Origin of the sequence: Holdemania filiformis, assembly GCF_003459085.1 — a bacterium.
Classification (GTDB): domain Bacteria; phylum Bacillota_I; class Bacilli_A; order Erysipelotrichales; family Erysipelotrichaceae; genus Holdemania; species Holdemania filiformis.
Map to the genome: position 1 here is coordinate 34,379 of NZ_QRUP01000007.1, position 25,980 is coordinate 60,358.

Below are 25,980 nucleotides of genomic sequence, written 5' to 3' on the forward strand. Positions count from 1 at the left end.
CGCTTAAAAAACGATAAGAAATCTCTATAATGGAGATCAGAAAGAAATCAGTCGGCAAGGACTGGAAGGAGGTACCGATGAACGGTAAAGTCAAAAAGGATTTTTTATGGGGCACAGCCAGCGCGGCTTATCAATGTGAAGGCGGCTGGAACGAAGGCGGCAAAGGCGAAAGCAACTGGGATCAGTTCTGCCATGGACCGAAGAACGTCAAAGGCTTCACCGGCGACGTCGCGGCGGACTTTTACCATCGCTACAAAGAGGACATCCGGCTGTTGAAGGAAGGCGGTCACAACACACTGCGCTTCTCGATCGCCTGGACGCGGATTCTGCCGGATCAAAGCGGTCAGGTCAATCCGGAAGGCGTTGCCTTCTACAAGGACGTTTTAAAGGAATGCCGGGAAAACGGCATCACGCCGAACGTCACGCTGCTGCACTACGACATCCCGGCCTGGCTGGAAGATCTGGGCGGGTATGCCAATCCGATTTTCCCGGATGAATTCGCGAAATACTGCAAGGTCGTCTTTGAGCAGTTCGGCAATGAAATCCCGTTGTATGTGACGATCAACGAATCGACGCACAATGCGTACTGTTCCTATCTGACCGGCAACTATCCGCCGAATATCCACAACGTGCAGACGCTGGTGCAGGTTTGTTACAATCTGGTCGTTGCCAACGCCAAGGCAATCCGCGAGTTCCGCAAGCTGAATCTGACGTCGCAGGTCGGCATCGTGCATACGACCAACACCGTTCAGATCCTCAAGGACACGCCGGAATACCGCGTGGCGCAGCGGCGCGGAGATCTGTTTAAAAACAAGTGGGTTACCGATCCGGCGATCCTGGGAAAATTCCCGGACGATCTGTTCCCGCTGTTAGAGGAAAGCGGCATCGACCTGTCGTTTGTCAAGGAAGAAGATCTGGAAATCATTAAGCACAACACGATCGATTTCCTCGGTCAGAACTGCTACACCCGCGCATTGGTCAAACCGTACGAATCCGGGGAAACCAACTATTATCCGAACAATGTCGGAGCCGGGGTCAAGACGATCGAGGGCTATACCGTCAAGGGCTGGTTCCAGACCGACGTCGATCCGAACACACCGAAAAACGCCTGGAGCCGCGAGATTTATCCCAAGACGGTGTACGATATGCTGATGGGAATTAAAAAGGACTACGGCGATATTCCGGTTTACATCACGGAAAACGGCCATGCCCTGTATGAACAGCCGGATGCCAACGGCGAGGTCAACGACGACGAACGGATCGAATTTCTGAAGTCGTATCTTGAATGGCTGATCAAGGCAGAAAATGAAGGCTGCAACGTCAAGGGCTACTATGCCTGGTCGACGACTGACTGCTACTCCTGGATCAACGGCTATGAAAAGCGCTACGGCTTGATTTATGTCGATTACGCCAACGGTTTGAAGCGGATTCCGAAGAAGAGCTATCACTGGTACCGCGAGTTCATCCGCGAGCATACTGAGGACTGATCAATGGCTGAAAAATTTCTTTGGGGCTCCGCGACGGCAGCCTATCAATGCGAAGGCGCCTGGGATGCGGACGGCAAGGGGCCGAGCATCTGGGATCAGTTCTGTCACAGCGAAAAGAACACGACCGGAATCACCGGCAACGTGTCCTGTGATTTCTATCATCATGTCGAGGAAGATCTCCGGATGATGGCCGAGGGCGGTCAGAACACCTTCCGTTTTTCGATCAGCTGGTCACGCATTCTGCCGAAAAACGATCATGTCGTCAATCCGGCCGGTCTGGCCTTCTATGACCGCGTGCTGGACGCGTGTGAAAAATACGGCATCGTGCCCAACGTCACGCTGATCCATTATGATCTGCCGGACTATATCGGCGATCAGGGCGGCTGGTGTTATCCCGGCGTGGCCGATGAATTCGCTTATTACTGTTCTGTGGTATTCAAGCACTTCGGCGACCGGATTCCGCTGTATGTGACGATCAACGAACCGAACCATAACGCTTACTGTGATTACTGCGTCGGCAACTATCCGCCGAATGAAACCAACCTGCAGCACTATTGCCAGTGTGCTTACAACATGGCGGTCTGCACGGCCAAGGCGATCCGCGAGTTCCGCAAGCTGAATCTGAAAGCACAGATCGGCGTGGTGCAGGGCTGCGGCCCGGCGACGGCGCTTCAGGATACGCCGGAGTACCGCGACGCTGTCAAATATTGCAACTATTTCTGCAACGACTGGATTCTCGATCCGGCGATCAAGGGCGCTTACGATCCGGAGTTAATCGCCGCCGTCAAAGCGAAGGGCATCGACCTGTCGTTTGTGAAGGAAGAGGATCTGGAAATCATGAAGCACAACACGATTGATTTCTTAGGCCAGAACATTTACAGCCGGATGCTGGTAAAACCGAACACCTCCGGCATCACTGCCTTTACCGTCAACAACGCCGGAAACAACGACGGCTCAGCGAGCGCCGCGCGGGAAACCCGGGCGATTGCCGGCTGGTTTGAAAGTGACCGCGATCCCAACACCAAGCTGAATCACTGGGGCCGTGAGATCTTCCCGCAGTGCGCCTACAACACGCTGATGGAGCGCAAGCGCCGCTATGGCGATATCCCGATCTACGTTACGGAAAACGGCCACGGCTGTTACGACGTCGCGGATGAAAACGGCTATGTTGAAGATGACGAGCGGATTGAGTTCCTCCGCAATTATCTTCATTATATTCTGAAGGCGAAGCAGGACGGCGTGAATCTGAAGGGCTATTACGTCTGGTCGACGATGGATCTTTACAGCTGGATCAACGGCTACAAGAAGCGCTATGGTCTGGTGCGCGTGGACTATGACGATCCGCAGCGCAAGCGCACGCCGAAGAAAAGTTATTTCTGGTACAAGCAGTTTATCGCTGAGCATCAGGATCTTTAGGCTTAATTTTAAGGCATCCTTCGCGGCAACCGCCGGCCTGCGCCGCGGCTGTCCGATCCGGATGCCTTTTCTAAATAGAAGCAAGGGGGAAAACCGATGTTTGATTTGTCTGTTCTGTTGAATGTGGAAATGCAGATTCTGATCTTTTTCGGGCTTGGTCTGCATTTGAAGAAAAGAGGAGTCACCGACGGTCCGATCGATGCTTTTCTGTCGACGTTGATTCTGAATCTGATCATGCCGGTCAATATCTTCCTGTCCTTTTACCGCAGCGTTTCCGTTGCGGTGTTAAAAGAAAGTCTCCTGTTGGTGTTGGCGGGCGTGATCGTGGTCGTGCTCGTGTTGGGGATGTCGCGGCTTTTGCCCAAGTCGATGCCGTTAGAAAAGAAGCGCATCGCACAGTATTCGATGTTGATATCCAACGGTTCGCTGATCGGTCTGCCTTTGATCGAAGGGCTGTGCGGAAGCATGGGGGTCGTGTATGCGAACATCTTTATGATTCCGACGCGGATTCTGTCGTTTTCCTCCGGAGAGAAATATTTCAATACGGAGTGGAAGCCGGCAGGGGCGCTGTCCGTGATGAAGAAATTCTTTTTCAATCCGATCACGATCGCGATGATCCTGGGATTTCTGTTCAACCTGGCGCGAATTCCGCTGCCGGGCGGGCTGGACGCGGTGTTCAGTTCCTTGTCCGGATGCATGAGTCCGCTGGCATTGTTGTTAGTCGGATCGACGCTGCTGGACAGGGAATCGACAAGTATGGGATTATCGAAGGATATCGTGCAGATCAGTCTGTTCCGGCTGATCATCGCGCCGTTTTTGACCTGGATCGTCGGTGTGGCGCTGCATTTAAGCACGCCGCAGCTGATTGCCGCCGTGCTGGTCAACGCGACGCCGGTCGCTTCCACGGCCACGATCTTCTGCCGCAAGTATAACGGCAACACCAGCTACACCAGCCGCTGCGTTTTCTTTTCCACGGTCTTTTCCCTGTTTACGTTAGTGTTGGTTTCCGCTACAATGTCGATGGGATAAGGGGGAATTTTCCATGACGCGACGTCTTCAATTCAAGGTCGATCTGATTCACGGACCGATCTTTCAAAGCTTGCTTTTCTTTGCGATTCCGCTGTTTTTCTCCAATGTGTTTCAGCAGTTATACAACACCGTCGATACGATGATCGTCGGCCATGCGCTGGGTGATTTGTCACTGGCGGCAATCGGTTCCTGCGCTGCGATTTATGATTTGTTGATCGGTTTCGCGTTAGGCATCGGCAACGGTCTAGCGATCGTGACGGCGCGCAGCTACGGCGCCGACGATACGGAGCTGCTTAAAAAATCGGTGGCGGCTTCGATCGTGATCGGCCTTTTGACTTCGCTGGTGCTGACAGTAGGCGCGGAAGTGATTTTAATGCCATTGTTGAAAATGCTGGATACGCCGCCGGAGATCATCGCCGAGGCGTTTAGCTACATTTCGGTGATCACGCGGTTCACGCTGGTCATGTTCGCGTATAATTTGTGCGCGGGTCTGCTTCGGGCAATCGGCAACAGCTTCATGCCGCTGGTCTTCTTAGTTTTGTCATCATGCCTGAATATCGGGCTGGATCTGTTTTTCATCACGCAGCTGCACATGGGCGTCGGCGGGGCGGCGGTCGCGACCGTCATCGCGCAGGGGATTTCCGTCGTCTTGTGCCTGATTTATATTTTAAAGAAAGCGCCGGTGTTAATTCCGCAGCGCCGGCACTTTAAAATCGAGCGGGGGATTTACGCGGAGATGTTAGGTCAGGGCTTGTCGATGGGCTTTATGGGCAGCATCGTTGCGGCAGGTTCCGTCGTGCTGCAGTATGGCATCAACAATCTGGGAACGCTGGTGATCGCGGGGCATACCGCGGCGCGCAAGCTGTTCATGTTCTTCAATATGCCGTTCTCCGCAATGGCGATGGCGATTTCGACGTTTGTTTCGCAGAACCGGGGCGCGGATCAGCGGACGCGGATTCTCAAGGCGATGCGGTGCGCTGTGCTGTATGATATCGCGATGGCCGCAGGGGTAACCGTGATTCTGTTGTTGTTCGCGCCGGCTCTGGTTCAGCTGATTTCCGGCTCGCAGGAGGCGGTCGTGCTGAACAACGGGGCCTTGTATCTGCGGGTAGTCGGACCGTTCTATGCCGTTTTGGGCGTCTTGTTGGAAACCCGGTACGCGCTGCAGGGATTAGGCGCCAAAATGATTCCGCTGGTGTCGAGTGTGATCGAGCTGTTGGGAAAGATCGTCTTCGCATTCGTGTTCATTCCAAGGTTTCAGTATCTCGCGGTGATTTTCTGCGAGCCGGTGATCTGGTGTCTGATGACGGCGCAGCTGATTTACGCTTATGCTACTCATCCTTACATCCGAGGGAAAAAAGGAAAAGCGGAATTATCGGTTTAATCCGGATCAACGCTCATCGTTGAGGCAAGAGAAGGAATGGCTGTTCAAGGGAGGAAAAGGGAAAAACCATGAAACTGTTTGTATCGGATCTGGATGGGACATTGTATCCGCCCAACGTCACCGACAGCGGCGCGGAAAACCGGGCGGCGATCCAGCGTTGGCGGGCGGCAGGCAACGTGTTCGCGGTAGCGACTGCACGGATTCATCAGGCCTATCCGAAAGTGTCGGCGGATCTGGGCTTTGCGGTTGATTATCTGGGCGGCAACGGCGCTGAGTTGATCTTCAGTGATGGAACACGGATGACGCGCACCCTGAAGGCCGCGGTTTTTCTGGACGTAGCCGGCTGGCTGGCGCGGCATCATGTTGACGCCACGGTGAAAATGAATTGTCAGGGGCAATGGATCAGCAGCGACTGCCGGCATTATCCGTACGGACATCCGCACCGGCTGCGCCGTTCCCTGCTGGATTCGGTGACGTTGGCAGAAACGACGGTCGATCCGGATGCGGAAATCCTGAATCTGGGGATCATTATCCGTCCGGATCAGCGTGACGGCGTCAAACGGGCCTTACGGGAAAAGCTGGCGGGAACCGTGGAGATCGTCAGCTCGGATTTTGATAATCTGGATCTGGTCCGGCCGGATTGTTCCAAAGCCGCCGCGCTGGGCATTCTTGCGGAGCGGATCGGCGTACCGCTGCGCGAGGTGATTGTGATCGGCGATTCGGAAAATGACGTCGGGATGTTTGACGTTGTGGACACGAGTTACTGCATGACGCAGGCGGAGCCGGAGGTCAGACAAAAAGCGCGGTGGGTCGTGACGTCGGTGGCGGAAGCGCTGACGCGCGAGAGCGGCAGGGGTTAGGAATCTATCTTTCCTGCTTAAAAATCGCTCAGCAGATTATGAAGACTTTAAAAAGAGGCGGAATCACGAAAAGTGTTCTGCTTTTCTTTCTATTAGGAAAGTGCATTATTTAAGGATAGGGAACAAAGAACCCTGAGCAGAAAGCAAGATAAGAGCAGCAAGCTGCGTTGATTATAAAATCAAATAATAAATAGCGTAGATATTTTACCTTTTTGTCAGGTGATGTCTTATTTCATGAATAGATTATTCCAAGTTAATACTATGAATATAACTTAAAGATACTATTGGAATAATGTCCTGAATATTGTATAATATTCGGGACAAAAGGAGGAATTAACTTGGCAAATAGTTATTCCAGAAAGATTCAAGAAAGGATTCGGGATGCTGCAGAAGGAACTGTTTTCATCGGCGCAGATTTTGCCGATATTGCAGATACAGAAACGGTAAGACGAAATTTAAATCGTTTGACACAGGCAGGCTTAATCCGGCGGATTCTAAAGGGAGTTTATGAAAAGCCGGAATACAGCGAAATGCTGAAGGAATATGTAGCGGCAGATCCGGAAGTCGTAGCCAAAGCGCTGGCTCGGAATTATCACTGGAGCATTGCCCCGTGCGGGAATACAGCTCTGAATTTGTTGGGACTTTCTACACAGGTAACAGCGGTTTGGTCCTATATCAGCGATGGTCCTTATAAGACCTATGAATGGGATTCCACAAAGCTGGAATTTAAGCATCGAACAAACAAAGAGATTACGGGACTTTCCTATATGACGATTCTTGTAATTCAGGCATTGAAAACATTGGGGAAAGCAAACGTTACAGAGAAAACGATCCAGATACTTCGTTTTCGGTTGAGTAAAGAGGACAAAGCGATTATGTTAACAGAGGCGGCAGAGTCCACGGATTGGGTTTATAATACAATTCGGAAGATTGCGGAGAGGGACTGAAAAAGTGATAAATGTTGCTAAATTTTCGGACAATGATAAACGGATACTGTTCAGAAACACAGCTGATAAAATGGGGTTGAATGATACCGTTGTGGAAAAGGACTTCTGGGTTTGCTTTACACTCGATTATTTATTTCATCGGTCTCCTTGGATGGATTTCATAACGTTTAAGGGGGGGACCAGCCTTTCAAAAGCCTTCAATCTGATCAACCGGTTTTCGGAAGATATTGATCTGATCCTGGACTGGCGGTTATTAGGGTATGGTAAAGACGAGCCTTGGGAACAGCGTTCAAACACAAAGCAGGATGCATTTAACAAAGAGGCTAACGTCAGGGCAGAAATTTTTTTGACTGAAATTTTCTGCCCGGCAATCAGGAAGGATTTGTCACAAGAGCTTGGCTGTGAAGTAAACATTGAAATGGATGAAAAAGAAAAGCAGACAGTCATTTTTTCTTATCCGAAACTGTTTACCAATACCGGAATCCTGCAGGTGATTCGTTTGGAAATTGGAGCCTTGGCGGCATGGACGCCAGCGATGACAGCCGAGATAACACCCTATGCCGCGAAGTATTATCCGGATATTTTTCGCCAGAAAAGCACTGGCATTTTGACTGTGGCTCCTGAACGGACATTTTGGGAAAAGGCTACAATTTTACATCATGAGGCGAACAGGCCGGAACATTCTGAAATGCCCCAGCGCTATTCCCGACATTATTATGATCTATACCGAATGGCTGATTCCCCAGTAAAGGAATCTGCCTTTTCGCAGCTTGATCTTTTGAAGAAGGTTGTGAACTTCAAAATGAAGTTTTATCCACGGGCTTGGGCAAAGTATCCGGAAGCTGTGCCAGGGACGTTAAAGCTTATACCAGCAGAGTATCGTTTTGCAGCTTTGAAGGCAGACTACGAGGCTATGAAAGATATGCTTTTCGGAGATGTTCCTGAGTTTGAGACAGTAATCGCTGGAGTCCGGGAATTGGAAAAAGAAATCAACATGCTCAAGTAAGCATAATTTGGTAATGATTTTGAGTTTTTAGATTATGTCCATCGTCCTGTGATAGCAACGGAAGAACGCTTTTAAATTATGATTTCATAATTAAGGATATGCCTCCGCTGATCATTTATGATGAAGATCGGAATATTTTTATGAAGCGCTGCGGGTATATGACGAACAGGAAGATGTGGAAGCCATGCGGACGTTTATTGAATTTTCGTTGATCAAAACATGAAAAAAACGCTGAAAAGAGAGCGCCTGAGGTATCAATACCCGGATCATAAACGCTGAAGACTGGAAACAGTCTTTTTTTATTATTTCTTGAGCATCATAGAAAATTGAATCAAATTGAGAGAGTGAAGGGGAATGAGGGTGAGAATTTCATCCGATCTGACCGCAGGGGCTTTTCTTCAATATTGAGAGACGTTAAAGTAAAAGCAGGAAGGGAACGTGATCGGAATGGAACCTGTTTTAATGGAAGATCTTGAACGTTACTGCTTTTTATCAAAACTGACCGGAAATCACAATGCGGATTATCCGGTATATGTCTGTGTTGTCGGACGGATGGATAAGGAAGCAAATCGCTATCGCTATACATTGAAAATGCAGAAAAACGAAGAATGGCGGACTGTCTGCGAGTTGGAAAAACCAGGCGTCCTGTTGTTTCTCGACGCGGATACACTGTTGTTAAGCGGGGTGAAATCCACGGATGCCCCAGCTCAGCCGAATTCTGCCCAAACCCGGTTTTCCACATTCTTGTGTTCGACGGAGGAATGGAAAGAAACGTTCACGCTGTCGCTGAAGACGACGGATGTTCAGCGATTAACGAAAACTCAGCTGCTGATCAAAGCGGAAATCCAGCTGGAAGCCGCCGATGCTTATGCCTTGGATCCAGAACAGGCTGAGGCCTGGCAAAAAACACAGCACGAAAACGCCGATTATACCGTGCTGGAAGAATTGCCGTGGTGCGCGGATGGCCGCGGCGTTATTCAGGGAAAACGGATGCGGTTGTTTGTTTACGACACATTAACCACAGAATTATTCCCGCTGACCGATCCGCGGATGAACTGCGGCAGCGTTTCCGCTTGCCCTGAGTTGGGGAAAGCTTTGTTTACCGGGATGACCTACGGGCGGAAGGCATCCCAACGCGAAGGCTTGTATTGCTTCGACGCCCAAACGGGAAGTGTGACGACCTTGATTGAAGAAGGGGTTTACCGGCGGATCAAAGAGCCGCGTTTTGTCAGCGGGACGATCGTGTTCTCCGCGACCGACGGACTGCGGTATGGCAAGAATGAATCGCTGAACTTCTACACACTGAATCCGGATACTGGCGCTGTGACGCTGTTGGCAAAGCTGGATGATCCGCTGGGCAGCTCGATCGTTACCGACTGCCGGTTAAGCAGTGGCAGCGCGGTAAAAACGGACGGGACTTCGCTATACTTTACGATGACTCAAGGCTGGACGACGCCTTTATTCCAGCTTGATCTGAAAGGAAATCTCAGACGAGTACTGGATTTCAACGGTTCTATTGACGATTTTGACGTGACAGGACAAACCGTGCGCTTTATCGGTCAGCGGGCCCATCGGCTTCAGGAAATCGAACAGGCACAACTGCCGCAAGGCAAGCTGACTTCGCTGACGGACTGGAACGCGGACGCGCTGGCCGATCGCGATGTCATCCAGCCGCGGTATCTGTCATTTCATTCTGGCGGAAGGCAGATCGACGGCTGGGTTCTGACGCCATGGCATTATGATCCAAGCCAACGATATCCGGCGGTATTGGAAATCCACGGCGGACCGAATACCACTTATGGCGAAGTTTTCCACCATGAAATGCAGATGCTGGCGGGCAAGGGATATTTCGTTCTTTTCTGCAATCCGGTCGGCTCCGTCGGCCGCGGGGACGCGTTTGCGGATATCCGCGGGCGGTATGGCTGCGAGGATTATCAAAATTTGACTGATTTTCTCGACGAAGCCATTCAGGCCTATCCGGCGATCGATCCAAAACGAATCGCGGTGAGCGGGGGCAGCTACGGCGGGTTTATGGTCAACTGGATGATCGGCCATACACATCGCTTTGCCTGCGCCATCAGTCAGCGCTCCATCGCCAATTTTATGACCATCTATGGTCTCAGCGACTTCGGCTATTATTTCGTGCGCGATCAGCTGAGCGCGGATCCGCTGAATGAACAGGATCAGGCCAGGCTGTGGCGCCATTCGCCGCTGCGCTATGCCGGACAGGTCAAAACGCCGACGCTGTTTCTGCATTCGGAAGACGATCATCGCTGTTCGATCAGCGAGGGCTTGCAGATGTTTACCGCTTTGAGCGATCGCGGCGTACCGACCCGGATGGTGTGCTTCAAGGGCGAACATCATGAGCTGAGCCGCAGCGGCAAGCCGCTGCACCGTCTGCGCCGGTTCGCGGAAATCCAGCGCTGGCTTGACCGCTATTGTCCAGTCAACGCGGTATCGGAATCGGTATTTCCAGGGGAAGAAGGATGTTAACCCCCTTCCTTTTTTCCTTGCTGAAAAGAAAGGAAAATCCCGTCGAATCCCGTCCGAAATAAGATTGACACGTCTGGCGAAATCGCTTACAATAAAAACGAAGTTGGATTGTTATTGTTTTACAAAACAAGCAAAACCAATTTGCAGGGCTTTTGTTCTGCAGATTGGTTTTTTTGTTTTTCAGGGTGGTTGTCCACAAAATTACAGTTCAGCTTGCAGGTACGGAAAGAGAGGAATTCCTTATGAAAGTCTTGATCGGCCAGTTTGTTACGGAATCCAACGCCAACATTCCCCATCAGTGTGAAATCACGGATTATGACATCGCCTTCGGCGAGGAATGTATCCAGAAGATGCAGATCCGTCCGGTTTTTGAGAAGCACGGGATCGAGCTGATTCCTTCGATTTACGCCAATGCCGGAGCGGCGGGTGTCGTCAGTCAACGCGCGTTCGCTTATATTGAAAGCTGCTTTCTGAAGGCAGTGCGGGAACATCTCCATGAGATCGACGGAATTTATTTCATGCTTCATGGCGCGAGCGAGGTCGCGGAGCTGGAAGGCGGATCCGGTGATCATCACATTCTTCAGGAAGTCCGCAAGCTGGTCGGCCCTTATGTTCCGATCGCGGTGGCCTGTGATCCGCATGGCAATCTGAAACAGGACTATGTCGAATCGATTCAGATTCTGCGCAGCTATCGGCAGTCGCCGCATACGGATAAGGAAGAAACCTATGAAAAGGTGACGAGCTTGTTATGCGAGCTGCTGAAGCACCGCCAGGCAATTCACGCCGTGTACCGTAAGCTGCCGTTAATTCTGGGCGGGGAACAGAGCGTTTCCGCAGACGAACCGGTGCGCTCAATCAACCGGTATATGGATGAACTGGAACAGGATCCGCGGATTCAGAGCTGTTCCTGGCATGTCGGCTATATCCGCCATGACTGCGATGTCGCCGGCTGCGGCATCGTCGTGGTGCCGGCCCGGACCGAGGATCAGGCTTATGCGGAAACGATCGCCGATCAGTTGGCGGCGTATGTCTGGGACCGCCGCCATGAATTCCATTACACTGGTCTGACCGCAAAGCCCGAGGAAGCGCTGGCGATGACGCTGGAGTTTGAGGGCAGCCCGGCGGTGATCACCGATTCCGGAGATAATACGACCTCCGGCGCAACCGGCTGGAACACGTTTGTGCTGCGTCAGGTGTTAGCGGTGGAAGCACTGAAAAAAAGTTTCCTGTTCGCGCCGATCTGCGATCCGAAGACCGCGGACCAGCTGAAATCCTGTCAGCCGGGCGAAACAGTCCGGATTGATCTGGGCGTGGGCTACGACGCGCTTTCAGAAAGCGTCCCGCTGGACATCGTCGTGAAAAGTCATGGTGAAATCGCGCGCTTTGTCGGCGAGGAACTGATCAAAGTTTTCGGCAGCTGTACGCTGGTAAGCGTCAAAGACCGGCCGATTGATATTATCATTTCAAACACCAGCCAGCCGATCATCGTCAATCCGCAGCTGCGCCACCTCGGCATCGAATGGACGGATTACGACGTTACGGTCGTGAAACAAGGCTATATCTTCCCGGATTTCAAAGCGCAGGCTCAATTCTACGTCATGTCGCTGACCGACGGCGCGACCCCGCAGGACACCGCTTCGATTCCGTTTAAGCGGATCATGCGGCCGATGTTCCCGATCGATCAGATTTAAAGCCAGTAAGTTCAAATCAATGTGTTCCAAGGAGGAAATCAAGATGAAAGTTATGGTAGGCTTATTTACAACTGAATCCAACGCCAACGTGCCGGGGAAAAACGAGATCGGCAGCTACGATCTCGGCTTCGGCGACGACTGTGTCCGCAAGCTGCGGGTCGGTGAGGTATTCCAGGCCGCCGGGATCGACGTGATTCCGTCCGTGTATGCCAGCGCCGGGGCCTCCGGCGTGATCACGCGCGAAACCTTCGATTACATCGAATCGCTGTTTGTCCGCACGGTGAAGGAACATCTCCATGAGATCGACGGCATTTATCTGCATCTGCACGGTGCCAGCGAGGTGGAGGGTCTGGGTTCCGGGGATCATCACATCCTGGCCGCGATCCGCAGGCTGACCGGCCCGTATCTGCCGATCGCCGTAGCCTGTGATCCGCATGGCAACCTGTGCCAGGAATATGTGGACAACTGCACGATTCTGCGCAGCTACCGCGAATCCCCGCACACCGACGCGGATGAAACCAAACGCCAGGTCGCGCAGATGTTATGCGATCTGTTGAAGCACCGTCAGAACATCCATGCGATTTACCGCAAGCTGCCGTTAATCCTCGGCGGGGAACAGAGCGTGTCGACGGATGAGCCGGTACGTTCAATCAATCAGTTTATGAATGAGCTGGAACAGGATCCGCGGATCTTGAGCTGTTCCTGGCATGTCGGCTACATCCGTCACGACAGCGACGTCGCCGGCTGCGGCATCGTCGTGGTGCCGGCTACGGAAAAAGACAGCGCTTATGCGGAAACGGTTGCGGATCAGCTGGCCGCCTATGTCTGGGACCGCCGGCATGAATTTCACTATACCGGCCTGACCGCGAAACCGGAAAAAGCGCTGGAAATGGCGCTGGCCTTTGAAGGCAAACCGGTATTTATCACCGATTCCGGGGATAACGTCACCTCCGGCGCGACCGGCTGGAATACGTTTATTTTACGTCAGGTGCTGGCTGTTCCGCAGCTGACCAAGCGTTTCCTGTTTTCCAATATCTGTGATCCGGATACCTGGCAGCTTCTCGATTCGCTGCCGTCCGGGACAGAAACTCAGATTACGCTGGGCGTTGGCGCCGACGCGAACTCCGCGCCGGTTACGCTCGATGTGATCGTGCGAAGCAAGGGCAGCCTGCGCGGATATCTGATGCATGATCACGATGCGCATTACGGGGACGCCGTCGTCGTGTCCGTCAAGGGTCTGCCGATCGAGATCAGCGTGGCGTCCACGCGCCAGACAATGTGCGAGAAACATCAGTTCGACGCACTGGGGATTGATTGGGATGATTACGATGTGATCGTCGTCAAACAGGGCTATATCTTCCCGGATCTCAAAGCGAAGGGCCAGCTGTGCATCATGTCGCTGACCGGCGGCGCGACGCCGCAGGATACCGCCTCAATTCCGTTCAAGCGGATTCAGCGGCCGATGTTCCCAATCGATAAGATTTAAGGAGGGAAATACGATGAAAGTTATGATCGGCACGTTGTATGCCGAATGCAACGATCAGATTCCAACGCGGGCCCGGCTGGGAAATTTCGATCTGGCCCGGGGTGAAGCCTGCATCGATAAAATGAAGATCCGGTCTGTCTTTGAACAGGCGCAGATCACGCTCATTCCGGCACTGTATGCCGACGGCGGATCAACCGGCGTGATCGAGCGGCCGGCTTACGATTATATTGAATCCCAGATGCTTCAGACGTTAAAAACGCATCTTCACGAACTGGATGGAATCTATTTGTTTCTGCACGGTGCCAGTGAGGTGGAAGGAATGGGGTCCGGAGAACATCGGCTGCTGAAAAAAATCCGGGAGCTGACCGGGCCGTATTTGCCGATAGCTGTCACCGCCGATCCGCACGGCAACCTGTGCCGGGACTATGTGGAACAATGCACGATCCTGCGCAGCTACCGCGAATCACCGCACACCGACGCCGACGCGACGAAACGCCGAGTCGCGCAGATGTTGTGCGATCTGTTAAAAAAACGGCAGAATATCCATGCCCTTTACCGCAAGCTGCCGTTGATCTTAGGCGGGGAACAGAGCGTGTCGACGGATGAACCGGTGCGCTCAATCAATCAGTATATGGATGAGCTGGAACAGGATCCGCGGATTTTAAGCTGTTCCTGGCATGTCGGTTATATCCGTCACGATACCGACGTCGCCGGCTGCGGCATCGTCGTGGTGCCGGCCACGGAAAGCGACAGCGCTTATGCGGAAACGATTGCGGATCAGCTGGCGGAATACGTCTGGCAAAAACGCCATGAATTCCACTACACCGGCCTGACTGCCGGTTTGGAGGAAGCGCTGGACATGGCTGTCAATTTTGAAGGCAAACCGGTGTTTATCAGCGATTCCGGGGATAATGTCACCTCCGGGGCGACCGGCTGGAACACATTGGTATTACGCCGTGTATTGGCGCGGAAGACGCGGACAAAATCATTCCTATTTGCGGCAATCTGCGATCCCGGAGCATTTGGGAAGCTTAACGCCCTGGCGGTGGGATCCGCCGCGGAGTTTACGCTGGGTGTCAATCATGATGCCTGCTCGGAAAGCGTGGCGCTGCGGGGAACGATCAAAGCCAAAGGCAAGCTGATGGGCTACGCTCTGCATGACGTCAACGCGGTGTTCGGCGAATGCGTCGTTGTTTCGCTGCAGGATGAGAACATCGACGTGATTGTCAGCAGCACCCGGCAGGTGCTGTGTGAGCAGCATCAGTTTGAAAACGCCGGCGTGAACTGGGACGATTACGACGTGATCGTCGTGAAGCAGGGCTATATTTTCCCAGAGTGCAAGGCGAAGGGCAAGCTGTGCGTCATGGCGCTGACTCCGGGAGCGACGCCGCAGAACACCGCGATGATTCCGTTCAAGCGGATTCAGCGGCCGATGTTCCCGATCGATCAAATATAAGGAGAACAAGAAGATGAAAATTAATGCCCAACGGTTATGGGACCGGCTTCACCAGTTAGGCCAGATCGGCGTCGATCCGCAGGGCGGCGTCACCCGCTGGACTTTTACCGACGCGGATACTCAGGCGAAGAACTGGCTGATCGGCGAAATGAAGGCGGCCGGGCTGGACGTGCATGAGGATCTGGTCGGCAACGTCATCGGTGTTTACAATCCCGGCGGCAGCCCGTTAGCGCCGGTGCTGTGCGGCTCCCACTTCGACACTGTGCGCAACGCCGGCATTTTCGACGGCTGTCTGGGACTGTTGGCGGGCGTGGAAGCGGCGCAGACGTTTAAAGAAAATCAAATAGACTTGAAACGGCCGCTGTGGATTATCGGTTACCGCGATGAGGAAGGCAACCGGTTCAATTCCGGGATGATCGGAAGTAAGACGGTCACTGGAAAGGCACTGCCTGAAGATTTCCTGGTCCAGGACGCGGCGGGCATCACGCTGAAGGAGGCGATGGAACGCTGCGGATATCATCCGGAAGCGTATCGTCAGGGTCAGATCGATCCGATTTATGCCAGCGTGGAGCTGCATATCGAACAAGGCAAGGTTCTGGAACAGAATCAATGTCCGGTCGGGATCGTCGAAGGCATTCCGTATCTGCGCTTCTATGAAGTGACGCTGAGCGGATGCAGCGGTCATGCGGGGGCGACGCCGATGAACGACCGGCAGGATCCCGTGCTGGCGATGACCGAATGGATTCGTCAGATCACGGAATCAGCCCGTCAGAAGCCCTATACTGTCGCAACGGTCGGCTGCATTCAGACCTTCCCCGGCTCCACGAACGTCATCTGCGATCACGTCACCTTCACGCTGGACATCCGCAGTCTGGACGTGGCTCAGATTGAAGCCTGCCTGCGGGAAATCGAGATATTGGAAGCCCGCCTGGAAAGCGAGGGCATTCAGGTCCGGCGCGAACTGCGGCATATTCTGTATGGCATGGATTGCGATGAACGGCTGAAGCACCAGCTGGAAACGATTGTGGAAAAGCGGAATCTGCCGGTCTTCCGGCTGATGAGCGGCGCGGGTCATGACAGTCAGAATTTCAAGGATGTCTGCCCGTGCGCGATGATTTTCGTCCGTTCGGTCAACGGCTATTCACACCGCAAGGAAGAATATACGCCGATCGAAGACTGCGCGGCGGGCGCGAATGTGCTGATGGACATGCTTTATCAGCTGGCCAACGAAGAAGATCGTGCATCGTCATCCCCGCAAACGATCCTTTGAAACGATTACCCGGTGATCAGCGCCGGTTCGTTTCCGCTCATCATCCATGCAGGAAAAGAAACAAGCGTCATTGAAAAAATCCAATTAACCCATGATAAATAAGGAGAGAAGTCACTATGAAAGTTTTGATGGGAACCTTCGTCACAGAATCCAACGCCAACGTCCCGGCTAAAACCCGGATCAACCATTACGACATGGCCTTCGGCGAGGACTGTCTGCGCAAGATGAACGTCGCGGACATTTACGCCGCGGCCGGCATTGAAACGATCGGCGCGATCTATGCCGATGCCGGCGGCAACGGCGTGGTCACAAAAGACACGTTTGATTACATCGAAGGCTGTTTTGCGGACGCGGTCCGGGCGCACCTGCAGGAGATCGACGGAATTTATCTGTTTCTGCACGGCGCCAGCGAAGTCGAGGAGATCGGCTCCGGCGATCATCACATCCTGAAAACAATCCGTGAAATAACCGGCCCGTATCTGCCGATCGCCGTAGTCTGCGATCCGCACGGCAATCTGTGCCAGGAATATGTGGACAACTGTACGATTCTGCGCAGCTACCGCGAATCCCCGCATACCGACGCTCAAGCATCCAAACGCATCGTCTCGCAGATGCTGTGCGACCTGCTTCACGACCGCCAGCACATCCACGCCGTATACCGCAAGCTGCCGCTGATCCTGGGGGGCGAACAGAGCGTATCGGCGGATGAACCGGTGCGTTCAATCAACCGCTACATGGACGAGCTGGAACACGATCCGCGGATCCGCAGCGTGTCCTGGCATGTCGGCTACATCCGGCATGACTGCGACGTGGCCGGCTGCGGGATTGTCGTCGTGCCTCAGAACACCGCCGATCAGGCCTATGCGGAAACCATCGCCGATCAGCTGGCAGAAACTGTCTGGAACAAGCGCCATGAATTCCATTATACGGGATTGACCGCCCATCCGGACGAAGCGTTGAAAATGGCGCTGGACTGCGCGGAAAAACCAGTGTTCATCACGGATTCCGGCGACAATGTCACCTCCGGCGCAACCGGCTGGAACACGTTCGTTCTGCGTCAGGTTTTAGCGGTAAAGGAGCTGAACAAACGCTTCCTGTTTGCGACGATCTGCGATCCGGCCGCCTATGAAATGTTGGCAAAGCTGCCGGACGGAGCGGAAACGAGCTTGAAACTGGGCGTGGGTTATGACGAATACTCCGCCCCGGTGACCCTGGAAGTCGTCGTGAAGTCAAAGGGCGAGCTGCGCGGCTTCATGTACCGCGATCATAACCGGGCTTACGGCTATTGCGTCACGGTCAGCGTGAAGGGACTGCCTGTCGAGATCATGGTTGCCAACAATCGTCAGGCGATGGTGGAAATTCACCAGTTTACCGACGCCGGCATTCAATTGGACGACTACGATGTGATCGTCGTCAAGCAAGGCTATATCTTCCCGGAACTCAAGGCGGCGGGCAAGCTGTGCGTGATGTCGCTGACCGGCGGCGCGACGCCGCAGGACACCGCGTCGATTCCGTTTAAACGAATTATGCGGCCGATGTTTCCGATCGATGAAATGTGAGGTGAAGATCATGAAAATAATCGCGGCTAAATTTACCCTGGAAGCTAACGAACACGTCCCGATGTTCTGCGATCTGGAAAATACCGCCCTGAGCTTTGGCAAAGAGGCGCTGTCACACATGCAGCTGGGGGATGTCTTTGACCGTCCGGACATCGAACTGATCCCGGTTCTCTGCGCCGATGCCGGCTGCAGCGGCGTGATGCGCAAGGGGTGTTTCGATTATCTCGAACAGCGGATCCTGAGCGCCGTCCGCGAACATTTGCCAGAGCTGGACGGAATCTATCTGCATCTGCACGGCGCGAGCTTCGTGGAGGAAATCGGCAGCGGCGAGCAGCATTTAGTGCGGGAAATCCGCAAGCTGACCGGACCGTATCTGCCGATCGCGATCGCCTGCGACCCGCATGGCAATCTGACGCGGGACTATGTGGAAAACACGACGTTTATCCGCTCTTACCGGGAAGCGCCGCACACCGATATCGCGGCGACAGTGCAGCGCACCGCCCGCACGCTGATCGAGCAGATCGAACATCCGCAGAACGCCCGGCCGGTGTACCGCAAGCTGCCGTTGATTCTGGGCGGGGAACAAAGCGTTTCGCTGGATGAACCAGTGCGTACCATCAACCAATTTATGGATCAGCTGGAACAGGATCCGCGGATCTTAAGCTGTTCGTGGCATGTCGGTTATCTGCGTCACGACTGCCCGGAGGCTGGCTGCGGGATCGTCGTGATTCCGCAGACGGAAGCCGATCAGGCGTATGCCGAAACGATCGCCGATCAGCTGGCGGAGTTCGTCTGGAACAAACGCCATGAATTCCACTACACCGGCACGACCGCGGCCCCGGACGAAGCGTTGGCGATGGCCCTGGCCTTTGACGGCAAGCCGGTCTTCATTACGGATTCCGGCGATAACGTTACCTCCGGCGCGATGGGCGCGAATACGTTCATTTTAAGACAGGTGCTGGCTCTGCCGGCGTTGTCCAAACGCATTCTGTTCGCCGCGATCAACGATCCGGCCGCTTGTCATCAGTTGATGGCCTGTGCGGAGAACGAACAGGTTTCCCTGCGTTTGGGGATGGGACTGGATGCATACAGCGAACCGGTCGATCTCGATGTCGTCGTGCTGCATCATGGCCGCCAGGCGGGAACCGCGATGTATGGTGAGGAAGGCGATTACGGTCCGATCGTCACTGTGCGACTGCCGGGGACACCGATTGATATCGCGGTCACCGACAACAATCATTCATTTGTCGAAATCCGTCAGCTGACCGCCTGCGGCATTAACGTGGAAGACTATGATATTTTCGTCGTCAAGCAAGGCTACATCCATCCGGAACTAAAGGCTTTGGGCAAGCTGTGCGTCATGTCGCTGACCGGCGGGGCGACGCCGCAGGATACCCGGCTTATTCCGTTTAAACAAATCCTGCGCCCGATGTTTCCGATCGATGAAATTTAACGCTGTTCAGGAGCGATTCGCTGCCCGGCAATACCAGAGCTTTACTGCCCTTGTCAGTCTGTGCGGGGGAAGAACGAGATGCCGCCCATGAATCCAAACGGACAATTTCCCGCAGATTTTCTGTGGTCCGCCTCCACCAGTGCCTGGCAGTTTGAAGGCGGTGCGCTGGACGAGGGCAAAGGCCCGTCCGTTCAGGATGTCCGGCCGGGTCAGCGGGAAATCCTGCGGACCGCCTCCGATCATCTGCATCATCTGGAGGAAGACGTCGCGTTGTTGAAAGCGCTGGGATTAAAGGCCTATCGCTTTTCGATTTCGTGGTCCCGCGTGCTGCCGCAGGGGCGCGGTCCAGTCAATGTGCAGGGACTGGCGTTTTATGCCCGTTTGATCAACCTGTTGAAGGAAAATCAGATAGAACCAATCGTCACGCTTTATCATGATGATCTGCCCTGGGCGCTGGCCAGGCAGGGCGGCTGGGCATGCCGGGAAACGATCGACGCCTTTGAGGACTATTGCGGACTGATGTTCGATCACTTCGCCGGGCAAGTCCTGTACTGGCAGCCGATTTGCGAACAAAATCTGTTGACGATCGACCGGCTGCTTTCGCCCACCGGTTCGCTGGCGCAGGCGTTTCAGGAAAATCATCACCGGACGCTGGCGCAGGTCCGCGTCTTCCGGCGGTTTCATCAGCGTGGATATCCGGGCTGGATCGGTCCGGCGCTGAACCTGGTGAAGGTATATCCGCTGACGCCGGATCCCGAGGATGTGGAAGCCGCAATGAATATGGAGTTGATCCGGAACTGGCTGGATCTCGATCTGGCCGTGAGCGGGCGGTATTCCGCCCCGGCCACGGCGCTGTTAACCCGGCTGGGCGCGATGCCGAAGCTGGAGCCTGAAGATGCGGAAACTTTAAAAAGCGGGTTGGCGACGATGGTTTCATTCAGCAGCTATACCTCGGTGACTGTCAAAAAAGGCGCGGCAGCAAGTTTCACGGATCCAACCGGGATGAAATATGGCTTCAATCTGCCCGGAATCTTTGAAATTGTTAAAAATCCAAAGCTGGGAACGAGCGGCTTCGACTGGGAAGTTGATCCGGCGGGAACCCGCCTGATCCTGGAAGACGTGGCTCAGCGCACAGAGCTTCCGCTGTATCATCATCGAACGCGGGCTGGGATTGAAGGAAACTCCGGATACCCGGGGCGAGATCCGGGATGGCCGGCGAATTGCGTATCTGCGGAAACAGATCGAGCAGGCGCGGCTGGCGCTGGCGCACGGCGTACCGCTGATCGGGTACTGCACCTGGAGCGCGTTTGATCTGGCCAGTACGCAAAACGGCTATCAGAAACGATACGGTCTGATCTACGTTGACCGGGAGGATGACGATCCTAAAGACTGCCGGCGGATTCCCAAGCTGAGCTATGCCTGGTTTCAAAAGGTCATTGCCAGCAGCGGGCAGGATCTGGAACTGACGGAAAAGTCCAGCAACGAATCCGAATCATTGAAAAATCAGAGAACGGAGGATAGGAAATGAAGGAAAAATTTTTATGGGGCAGTGCGACTGCCGCTTATCAATGCGAAGGCGCCTGGGATGCGGAAGGCAAAGGCCCGAGCATCTGGGATCAATTCTGCCACAGTGAGAAGAACACGACCGGGATTACCGGCGATGTATCCTGCGACTTCTATCATCATTATCAGGAAGATATCCGGATGATGGCTAAAGGCGGTCAGAACACATACCGTTTTTCCATCAGCTGGTCGCGGATCGTGCCGAAGGCGGACCGTGTTATCAATGAAAAAGGCTTTGAATTCTATGACAAGGTTCTGACGGAATGTGAAAAATACGGGATTGTGCCGAATGTGACCTTAGTCCATTATGACCTGCCGGATTATGTCGGCGATCAGGGCGGCTGGTGCTGGCCGGACATTTCCGATGAATTCGCCTATTACGCAGCGGCGGTGTTCCGTCATTTCGGCGACCGGATTCCGCTGTATGTCACGATTAATGAACCGACGCACAACGCTTCGTGCTGTTACATGGTCGGCAATTATCCGCCGAACGAACAGGTCAATATGCAGCATTTCTGCGAGTGTGCCTACAACATGATTCTGTGCAACGCCAAGGCGATCCGCGAATTCCGCAAGCTGAAGCTGAACGCCAAAATTGGTTTGGTGCACGCTTCCTGCAGCGCTGAATCCGTGCTGGATACGCCGGCCCATCGCGAGGCAGTCGAAAACGGCGATCTGTTTACCAACGACTGGGTGCTGGATCCGGCGATCAAGGGCGAAATCCCGCAGAAGCTCATCGACAAGGTAAAGGCTTCCGGCATCGATCTGTCGTTTATGAAGGAGGAAGATCGGACGCTGATCCGGGAGAACACGATTGATTTTCTCGGTCAGAACGCGTACAGCCGGCTGCTGGTCAAACCGTATGTATCAGGAGAAACCTGTGCGACCGTCAACAACGCCGGGAACAATGACGGTTCCGGCAAAGCGGCGAAGGAAGGCAAGACCGTCAAGGGGTGGTTCGAGTCCGATACCGATCCGCGGGTTCCGCTGAATCCATGGGGACGGGAAATCTATCCGCAGTGCATCTACAACACCTTGATCAAGCGGAAGCAGAAATATGGCGATATTCCTATCTATATTACGGAAAACGGTCACGGAGCCTATGACGTTGCGGATGAAAACGGCTGGGTTGAAGACGACGACCGGATCCAGTTCCTCCATGATTTCCTGGAACAGATCCTGAAGGCCAAAGCCGAGGGCGTGAACGTCATGGGCTATTATGTCTGGTCGACGATGGATCTTTACAGCTGGATCAATGGCTATAAGAAGCGCTATGGCCTGGTGCGCGTGGATTATGAAAAGGGGCTGAAGCGGATTCCGAAGAAAAGCTATTACTGGTATAAGCAGTTTATCGAGGAGCATCAGGATCTGTAACAAGCCAACGGGAAGCCGGCGGGCATGAAAAATAATTCATGACCTGACAGCTGAATCCTGCTTATGCGGAATGAAAAAGAAAAAAATCAGGAGGTGAAGCAATGCAGAAATCTGAATTTTTATGGGGCAGCGCGACAGCGTCTTATCAATGCGAGGGCGCGTGGAACCTCGACGGCAAGGGCGTTGGCGAATGGGATGTGTTTTCCCATGAAAGCCCACTCAACATCAACGGTGCGACGGGCGATGTGTCCTGCGACTTTTATCATCATTATCAGGAAGATATTCAAATGTTAAAGGCCGGAGGCCAGAACTCCTACCGTTTTTCCCTGTCGTGGTGCCGGATTCTGCCGGAAGGCCGGGGCCGTGTCAATGAAGAAGGAATTGCGTTTTACAACCGGGTGATCGACTGCTGCCTGGAAAACGGCGTGGTTCCCAATGTGACGCTTTTCCACTACGATCTGCCGCAGGCGCTGGCCGCGCAGAGCGGCTGGGCGAACCGGGAGATTGTTGAGGCGTTTGCCGAATATGCCGAGGTGTGTTTCAAGGCGTTCGGCGACCGTGTCAAGTTGTGGGTGACGATCAACGAACCGAAATATTACGCCTATTGCAGCAATATCGTAGGCAATTATCCGCCGAACCACAAGCTGGATTTTGACCGTTATTTCAAGACGCTTTATCATGAAGCGCTGGCGAGCGCGAAAGCCGTCGCGGTTTACCGGAAGTTACATCAGGACGGGCGGATCGGAATCGTGCATGACAGCAGTAACGTCGAGGTCGCACCGCAGACGAAGCATCCCCAGCGGATCCGGATGATCGCCGATCTGTTTTACAACAAGCTGATTCTGGACTGCGCGATCAAGGGCGAACTGCCGGGCGCATTGCTTCCGTGGCTGAATGAAAATGGGATCGACACTTCCTATGTGCGGTTTGAGGATTCATTGACCTTGGCGGAAGGAAAAGTCGATTTCCTGGGGCTGAATGTCTACAATCGTTTCTATATTACAGACTACAGCGAAGGGGAAACTGAAGTTTTCCACAATAACCGCGGTGCGGGATCGGCGGCGAAGGAAGGCATCCGGATTAAGAACTGGTATGAAACAACGATTGATCCCTCGACGAAGCGCAACCTGTGGGGGCGTGAAATTTATCCGCGCTGTATGTTGAACACCTTGCGGGAAATTCGCGAACGGTATGGCGACATTGACATCTACATCACGGAAAACGGTCACGGCTGTTATGAAACGCCGGATGAAAACGGCGTCGTGCAGGACGATGAGCGGATTGAGATGATGCAGGGCTATATTGATTATATGTTCCGTGCGATGGAGGAAGGCTGTCCGGTCCGAGGGTATTATGCCTGGTCGACGATGGATTTGTACAGCTGGGTGAACGGCTATGAGAAACGCTACGGGCTGGTGCGCGTCGACTTTGAGGATAACTGCCGGCGAATTCCGAAGAAGAGTTATGGCTGGTATAAGCAGCTGATCGAAGATTTTCAAAAATAATCATTTCCTAATTGCAGCCGGAGTTGACGACAGCTCGATGCAATCGTGTTGAAAAGCACAGGGCCTCCCTTCCTGTGCTTTTTTCTGCTTCCATTTCTGCGATCCTTGGAATGAGTGATCGAAAAGGAATTCTCCAGTATAGAATGACATCCTGAAAGATTGGCAGCCAGACTTTTAAAAAGGATAGAGTGAAAGCGGTTAATCCTGGATCAGTTTCAACATCCGTTGGATATCTTCGGCTGCCATCGCAAACTTGGATTTCTCGATCAGAATGTTTTTCCCCGTCATGATGTAAGAAGGAAAAACCCGGATATCACCGTAGTATAGCTCAGAATTGCGGAGCTTGTAAGTGGAAATGGCAGGCACAATGTTTTTCTGAAGCGTTTGTTTGGTTATTTTGTTAAAGGCTTTCTTGGCGACGTCGCCCATCAACAGGATCGCCTTCAGCTGGGGGAAAAGTGATAATTCCTTCTTTAGATAAGGCAGACTGACGTCGATGGCGCTATTTTCTACCGTTGATTCTGTTTTGGGGATCTTTACGGCGTTGGTGATGTAAATACCGGCATCCAATAACTCCTGGATCGTGGTGACAGGCAGGCCGGCTTCGCGGAAAAGCGCAAACGTCGTCGTGAGGTAATCCGCTTCGCGGGATCCATAGAAGTCCTGACGAGGATCGGCGGGAACAACTTCATTGATCAGAATAGCGCGGATGTGCGCGGGATTCAGGTCTACATCGTTCAATTGGATCATGGGTTGAACGCCGACAGTATTTTCGAGTTCAGTACGGATATTCATGGTCAAGCTCCTCCTGATATTATATTGAACTGACAATCTTGATTGCCAGTCATCATTTGATTCCCGTGTTGTTTAAGCTATCAACAGAGAATCCTCAGTTTCTATCTTATTATAATAGGAATATCCTGACAACGGGATGTCAGGAATGAATTGACTGAGGAAAGCGAAAGAAGCTTCTGTAATAAAGATATTCAATAGAGTTTCAATCGCTAAACCTGCAGTGTTTTTCAACGCTCAGACTGAGGTCAATAAGAAATTTTGTTACTGCTTTTTAAGCAAATTTTAATTGAGCTTCGATTGGTTGTTATTTGTTTATAGATATAAAGAAGAAAATGGAACGATCTTTCATAGTTTATTGATTAAAAACGGTAGTCCTTTACTAAATCATGATTTACTAAATCTGGATTTGATCCAGGAAAGCTTCATTCATTCTTCCGCTGTTATCAGGGATAGACTTATAAAGCCACTTCCGTTTAACCGCTCTGTTCCCGGGTCGGTAAAAAGTTGAGAAAATTCAGTAGTTTGCGATGGGAACAGGGTTGTAAGATCATGAAATTCCGATATAATGAATCTGGAAAAAGAAATCAGGTGAAATTATGGAAACACAGCGTTTAACTAAGAAGGACAGCGCTAAAATTGTAGAAATTTTAAACAGCGGCGGCGTCGTGGCATTCCCAACGGATACCGTTTACGGACTGGCCGTTCGGTATGACCTGAAAGAAGCGATCCTGAAGATGAAGGAAGCGAAACAAAGACCGGAAACCAAGCCGTTTCCGATGATGGTTTCGTCGAAAGCTCAGATCGAACGGGTTGCCGTTACCGACGCGCGGTCGCAGAAATTGATCGATCAGTGGATGCCTGGGGCCTTAACGCTGGTGTTTAAGAAAAAACCGGAAATTGACGAATTGGTGACCAATGGATTTCCGACGATTGGAATCCGGATGCCGGACGATGATTTTGTTTTGGAGATCATCAATCGTGTCGGGGTTCCCCTGTTAGTGCCAAGCGCCAATTTAAGCGGACAGCCGTCGTGTACGACGTCAGAAGAAGTGCTGAAACAGCTGGATGGCCGGATTGATGCGGTCGTCCTGGGCGAAAGCGGCGCGAGCACGGCCAGCACGGTCTGCGATACGACCGGCGATGAGCTGAAAATCTTACGGCAGGGACCGATTAAGCTGGAAGATCTGGAAGCTTCAATTTAAGGAA

19 protein-coding genes and 1 pseudogene are annotated in these 25,980 nt (G+C 52.9%); 19 read left to right on the forward strand and 1 reads right to left on the reverse strand.

From position 1 onward, the window contains the following. Positions 1 to 77: 77 nt before the first annotated feature. From DWY25_RS07055 to DWY25_RS07135, 18 genes and pseudogenes are all read left to right on the forward strand, one after another. Complete coding sequence (locus tag DWY25_RS07055; protein WP_039863809.1) at positions 78 to 1,487, forward strand: glycoside hydrolase family 1 protein; 1,410 nt, start codon at positions 78 to 80, stop codon at positions 1,485 to 1,487. 3 nt (positions 1,488 to 1,490) lie between these two features. Beyond that, positions 1,491 to 2,903: a glycoside hydrolase family 1 protein gene (locus DWY25_RS07060; RefSeq protein WP_117894647.1), complete on the forward strand. Its 1,413-nt coding sequence runs from the start codon at positions 1,491 to 1,493 to the stop codon at positions 2,901 to 2,903. Positions 2,904 to 2,999: 96 nt separating this feature from the next. After that, complete coding sequence (locus DWY25_RS07065) at positions 3,000 to 3,932, forward strand: AEC family transporter (RefSeq protein ID WP_117894648.1); 933 nt, start codon at positions 3,000 to 3,002, stop codon at positions 3,930 to 3,932. Positions 3,933 to 3,945: 13 nt separating this feature from the next. Beyond that, positions 3,946 to 5,316: an MATE family efflux transporter gene (locus DWY25_RS07070; protein WP_117894649.1), complete on the forward strand. Its 1,371-nt coding sequence runs from the start codon at positions 3,946 to 3,948 to the stop codon at positions 5,314 to 5,316. Between the two features lie 68 nt (positions 5,317 to 5,384). Beyond that, complete coding sequence (locus DWY25_RS07075; RefSeq protein ID WP_117894650.1) at positions 5,385 to 6,176, forward strand: HAD hydrolase family protein; 792 nt, start codon at positions 5,385 to 5,387, stop codon at positions 6,174 to 6,176. Between the two features lie 338 nt (positions 6,177 to 6,514). Beyond that, positions 6,515 to 7,123, forward strand: coding sequence for a DUF6088 family protein (locus DWY25_RS07080; protein WP_117894651.1), 609 nt, complete (start codon positions 6,515 to 6,517; stop codon positions 7,121 to 7,123). A gap of 4 nt (positions 7,124 to 7,127) precedes the next feature. After that, complete coding sequence (locus DWY25_RS07085) at positions 7,128 to 8,129, forward strand: nucleotidyl transferase AbiEii/AbiGii toxin family protein (RefSeq protein ID WP_117894652.1); 1,002 nt, start codon at positions 7,128 to 7,130, stop codon at positions 8,127 to 8,129. Between the two features lie 447 nt (positions 8,130 to 8,576). After that, entirely contained in the window at positions 8,577 to 10,622 is a 2,046-nt protein-coding gene (locus DWY25_RS07090) for a S9 family peptidase (RefSeq protein ID WP_244925948.1), read from the forward strand. Positions 10,623 to 10,864: 242 nt separating this feature from the next. Further along, on the forward strand, positions 10,865 to 12,313 hold the full coding sequence (locus tag DWY25_RS07095) for a M81 family metallopeptidase (RefSeq protein ID WP_117894654.1): 1,449 nt from the start codon (positions 10,865 to 10,867) through the stop codon (positions 12,311 to 12,313). Between the two features lie 43 nt (positions 12,314 to 12,356). Beyond that, a complete protein-coding gene (locus tag DWY25_RS07100) occupies positions 12,357 to 13,799 on the forward strand; it encodes a M81 family metallopeptidase (RefSeq protein WP_117894655.1) in 1,443 nt (480 codons plus the stop codon). A gap of 13 nt (positions 13,800 to 13,812) precedes the next feature. After that, positions 13,813 to 15,255, forward strand: coding sequence for a M81 family metallopeptidase (locus tag DWY25_RS07105; RefSeq protein ID WP_244925945.1), 1,443 nt, complete (start codon positions 13,813 to 13,815; stop codon positions 15,253 to 15,255). A gap of 13 nt (positions 15,256 to 15,268) precedes the next feature. Further along, positions 15,269 to 16,525, forward strand: coding sequence for a Zn-dependent hydrolase (locus DWY25_RS07110; protein WP_117894657.1), 1,257 nt, complete (start codon positions 15,269 to 15,271; stop codon positions 16,523 to 16,525). 116 nt (positions 16,526 to 16,641) lie between these two features. Further along, on the forward strand, positions 16,642 to 18,084 hold the full coding sequence (locus DWY25_RS07115; RefSeq protein WP_117894658.1) for a M81 family metallopeptidase: 1,443 nt from the start codon (positions 16,642 to 16,644) through the stop codon (positions 18,082 to 18,084). A gap of 10 nt (positions 18,085 to 18,094) precedes the next feature. Next, complete coding sequence (locus DWY25_RS07120; RefSeq protein WP_117894659.1) at positions 18,095 to 19,537, forward strand: M81 family metallopeptidase; 1,443 nt, start codon at positions 18,095 to 18,097, stop codon at positions 19,535 to 19,537. Between the two features lie 87 nt (positions 19,538 to 19,624). Continuing rightward, positions 19,625 to 20,674 (forward strand): annotated as a pseudogene (locus DWY25_RS07125) (glycoside hydrolase family 1 protein); the annotation flags it as partial. Positions 20,675 to 20,708: 34 nt separating this feature from the next. Further along, on the forward strand, positions 20,709 to 21,065 hold the full coding sequence (locus tag DWY25_RS17940; RefSeq protein ID WP_244925946.1) for a family 1 glycosylhydrolase: 357 nt from the start codon (positions 20,709 to 20,711) through the stop codon (positions 21,063 to 21,065). Further along, on the forward strand, positions 21,062 to 22,474 hold the full coding sequence (locus tag DWY25_RS07130; protein WP_117894660.1) for a glycoside hydrolase family 1 protein: 1,413 nt from the start codon (positions 21,062 to 21,064) through the stop codon (positions 22,472 to 22,474). The genes DWY25_RS17940 and DWY25_RS07130 overlap by 4 nt, the downstream gene beginning before the upstream one ends. 101 nt (positions 22,475 to 22,575) lie before the next feature. Beyond that, complete coding sequence (locus DWY25_RS07135) at positions 22,576 to 23,979, forward strand: glycoside hydrolase family 1 protein (RefSeq protein WP_117894661.1); 1,404 nt, start codon at positions 22,576 to 22,578, stop codon at positions 23,977 to 23,979. A 198-nt stretch (positions 23,980 to 24,177) separates the two neighbouring features. On the opposite strand, the gene DWY25_RS07140 is transcribed toward DWY25_RS07135, so the two are convergent. Beyond that, entirely contained in the window at positions 24,178 to 24,774 is a 597-nt protein-coding gene (locus DWY25_RS07140; protein ID WP_117894662.1) for a uracil-DNA glycosylase family protein, read from the reverse strand. Positions 24,775 to 25,370: 596 nt separating this feature from the next. Here DWY25_RS07140 and DWY25_RS07145 point away from each other — a divergent pair. Further along, on the forward strand, positions 25,371 to 25,976 hold the full coding sequence (locus DWY25_RS07145) for an L-threonylcarbamoyladenylate synthase (RefSeq protein ID WP_117894663.1): 606 nt from the start codon (positions 25,371 to 25,373) through the stop codon (positions 25,974 to 25,976). Positions 25,977 to 25,980 lie beyond the last annotated feature (4 nt).

Excerpts from the sequence above, each read along its gene's own strand:
- DWY25_RS07075 (WP_117894650.1), top strand. The coding sequence starts at position 5,385 with ATGAAACTGTTTGTATCGGATCTGGATGGGACATTGTATCCGCCCAAC.
- DWY25_RS07065 (WP_117894648.1), top strand. The coding sequence starts at position 3,000 with ATGTTTGATTTGTCTGTTCTGTTGAATGTGGAAATGCAGATTCTGATC.
- DWY25_RS07140 (WP_117894662.1), bottom strand. The coding sequence starts at position 24,774 with ATGAATATCCGTACTGAACTCGAAAATACTGTCGGCGTTCAACCCATG.
- DWY25_RS07115 (WP_117894658.1), top strand. The coding sequence starts at position 16,642 with ATGAAAGTTTTGATGGGAACCTTCGTCACAGAATCCAACGCCAACGTC.
- DWY25_RS07145 (WP_117894663.1), top strand. The coding sequence starts at position 25,371 with ATGGAAACACAGCGTTTAACTAAGAAGGACAGCGCTAAAATTGTAGAA.
- DWY25_RS07090 (WP_244925948.1), top strand. The coding sequence starts at position 8,577 with ATGGAACCTGTTTTAATGGAAGATCTTGAACGTTACTGCTTTTTATCA.
- DWY25_RS07055 (WP_039863809.1), top strand. The coding sequence starts at position 78 with ATGAACGGTAAAGTCAAAAAGGATTTTTTATGGGGCACAGCCAGCGCG.
- DWY25_RS07105 (WP_244925945.1), top strand. The coding sequence starts at position 13,813 with ATGAAAGTTATGATCGGCACGTTGTATGCCGAATGCAACGATCAGATT.
- DWY25_RS07095 (WP_117894654.1), top strand. The coding sequence starts at position 10,865 with ATGAAAGTCTTGATCGGCCAGTTTGTTACGGAATCCAACGCCAACATT.
- DWY25_RS07060 (WP_117894647.1), top strand. The coding sequence starts at position 1,491 with ATGGCTGAAAAATTTCTTTGGGGCTCCGCGACGGCAGCCTATCAATGC.
- DWY25_RS07100 (WP_117894655.1), top strand. The coding sequence starts at position 12,357 with ATGAAAGTTATGGTAGGCTTATTTACAACTGAATCCAACGCCAACGTG.
- DWY25_RS07070 (WP_117894649.1), top strand. The coding sequence starts at position 3,946 with ATGACGCGACGTCTTCAATTCAAGGTCGATCTGATTCACGGACCGATC.
- DWY25_RS07110 (WP_117894657.1), top strand. The coding sequence starts at position 15,269 with ATGAAAATTAATGCCCAACGGTTATGGGACCGGCTTCACCAGTTAGGC.
- DWY25_RS07135 (WP_117894661.1), top strand. The coding sequence starts at position 22,576 with ATGCAGAAATCTGAATTTTTATGGGGCAGCGCGACAGCGTCTTATCAA.
- DWY25_RS07130 (WP_117894660.1), top strand. The coding sequence starts at position 21,062 with ATGAAGGAAAAATTTTTATGGGGCAGTGCGACTGCCGCTTATCAATGC.
- DWY25_RS07120 (WP_117894659.1), top strand. The coding sequence starts at position 18,095 with ATGAAAATAATCGCGGCTAAATTTACCCTGGAAGCTAACGAACACGTC.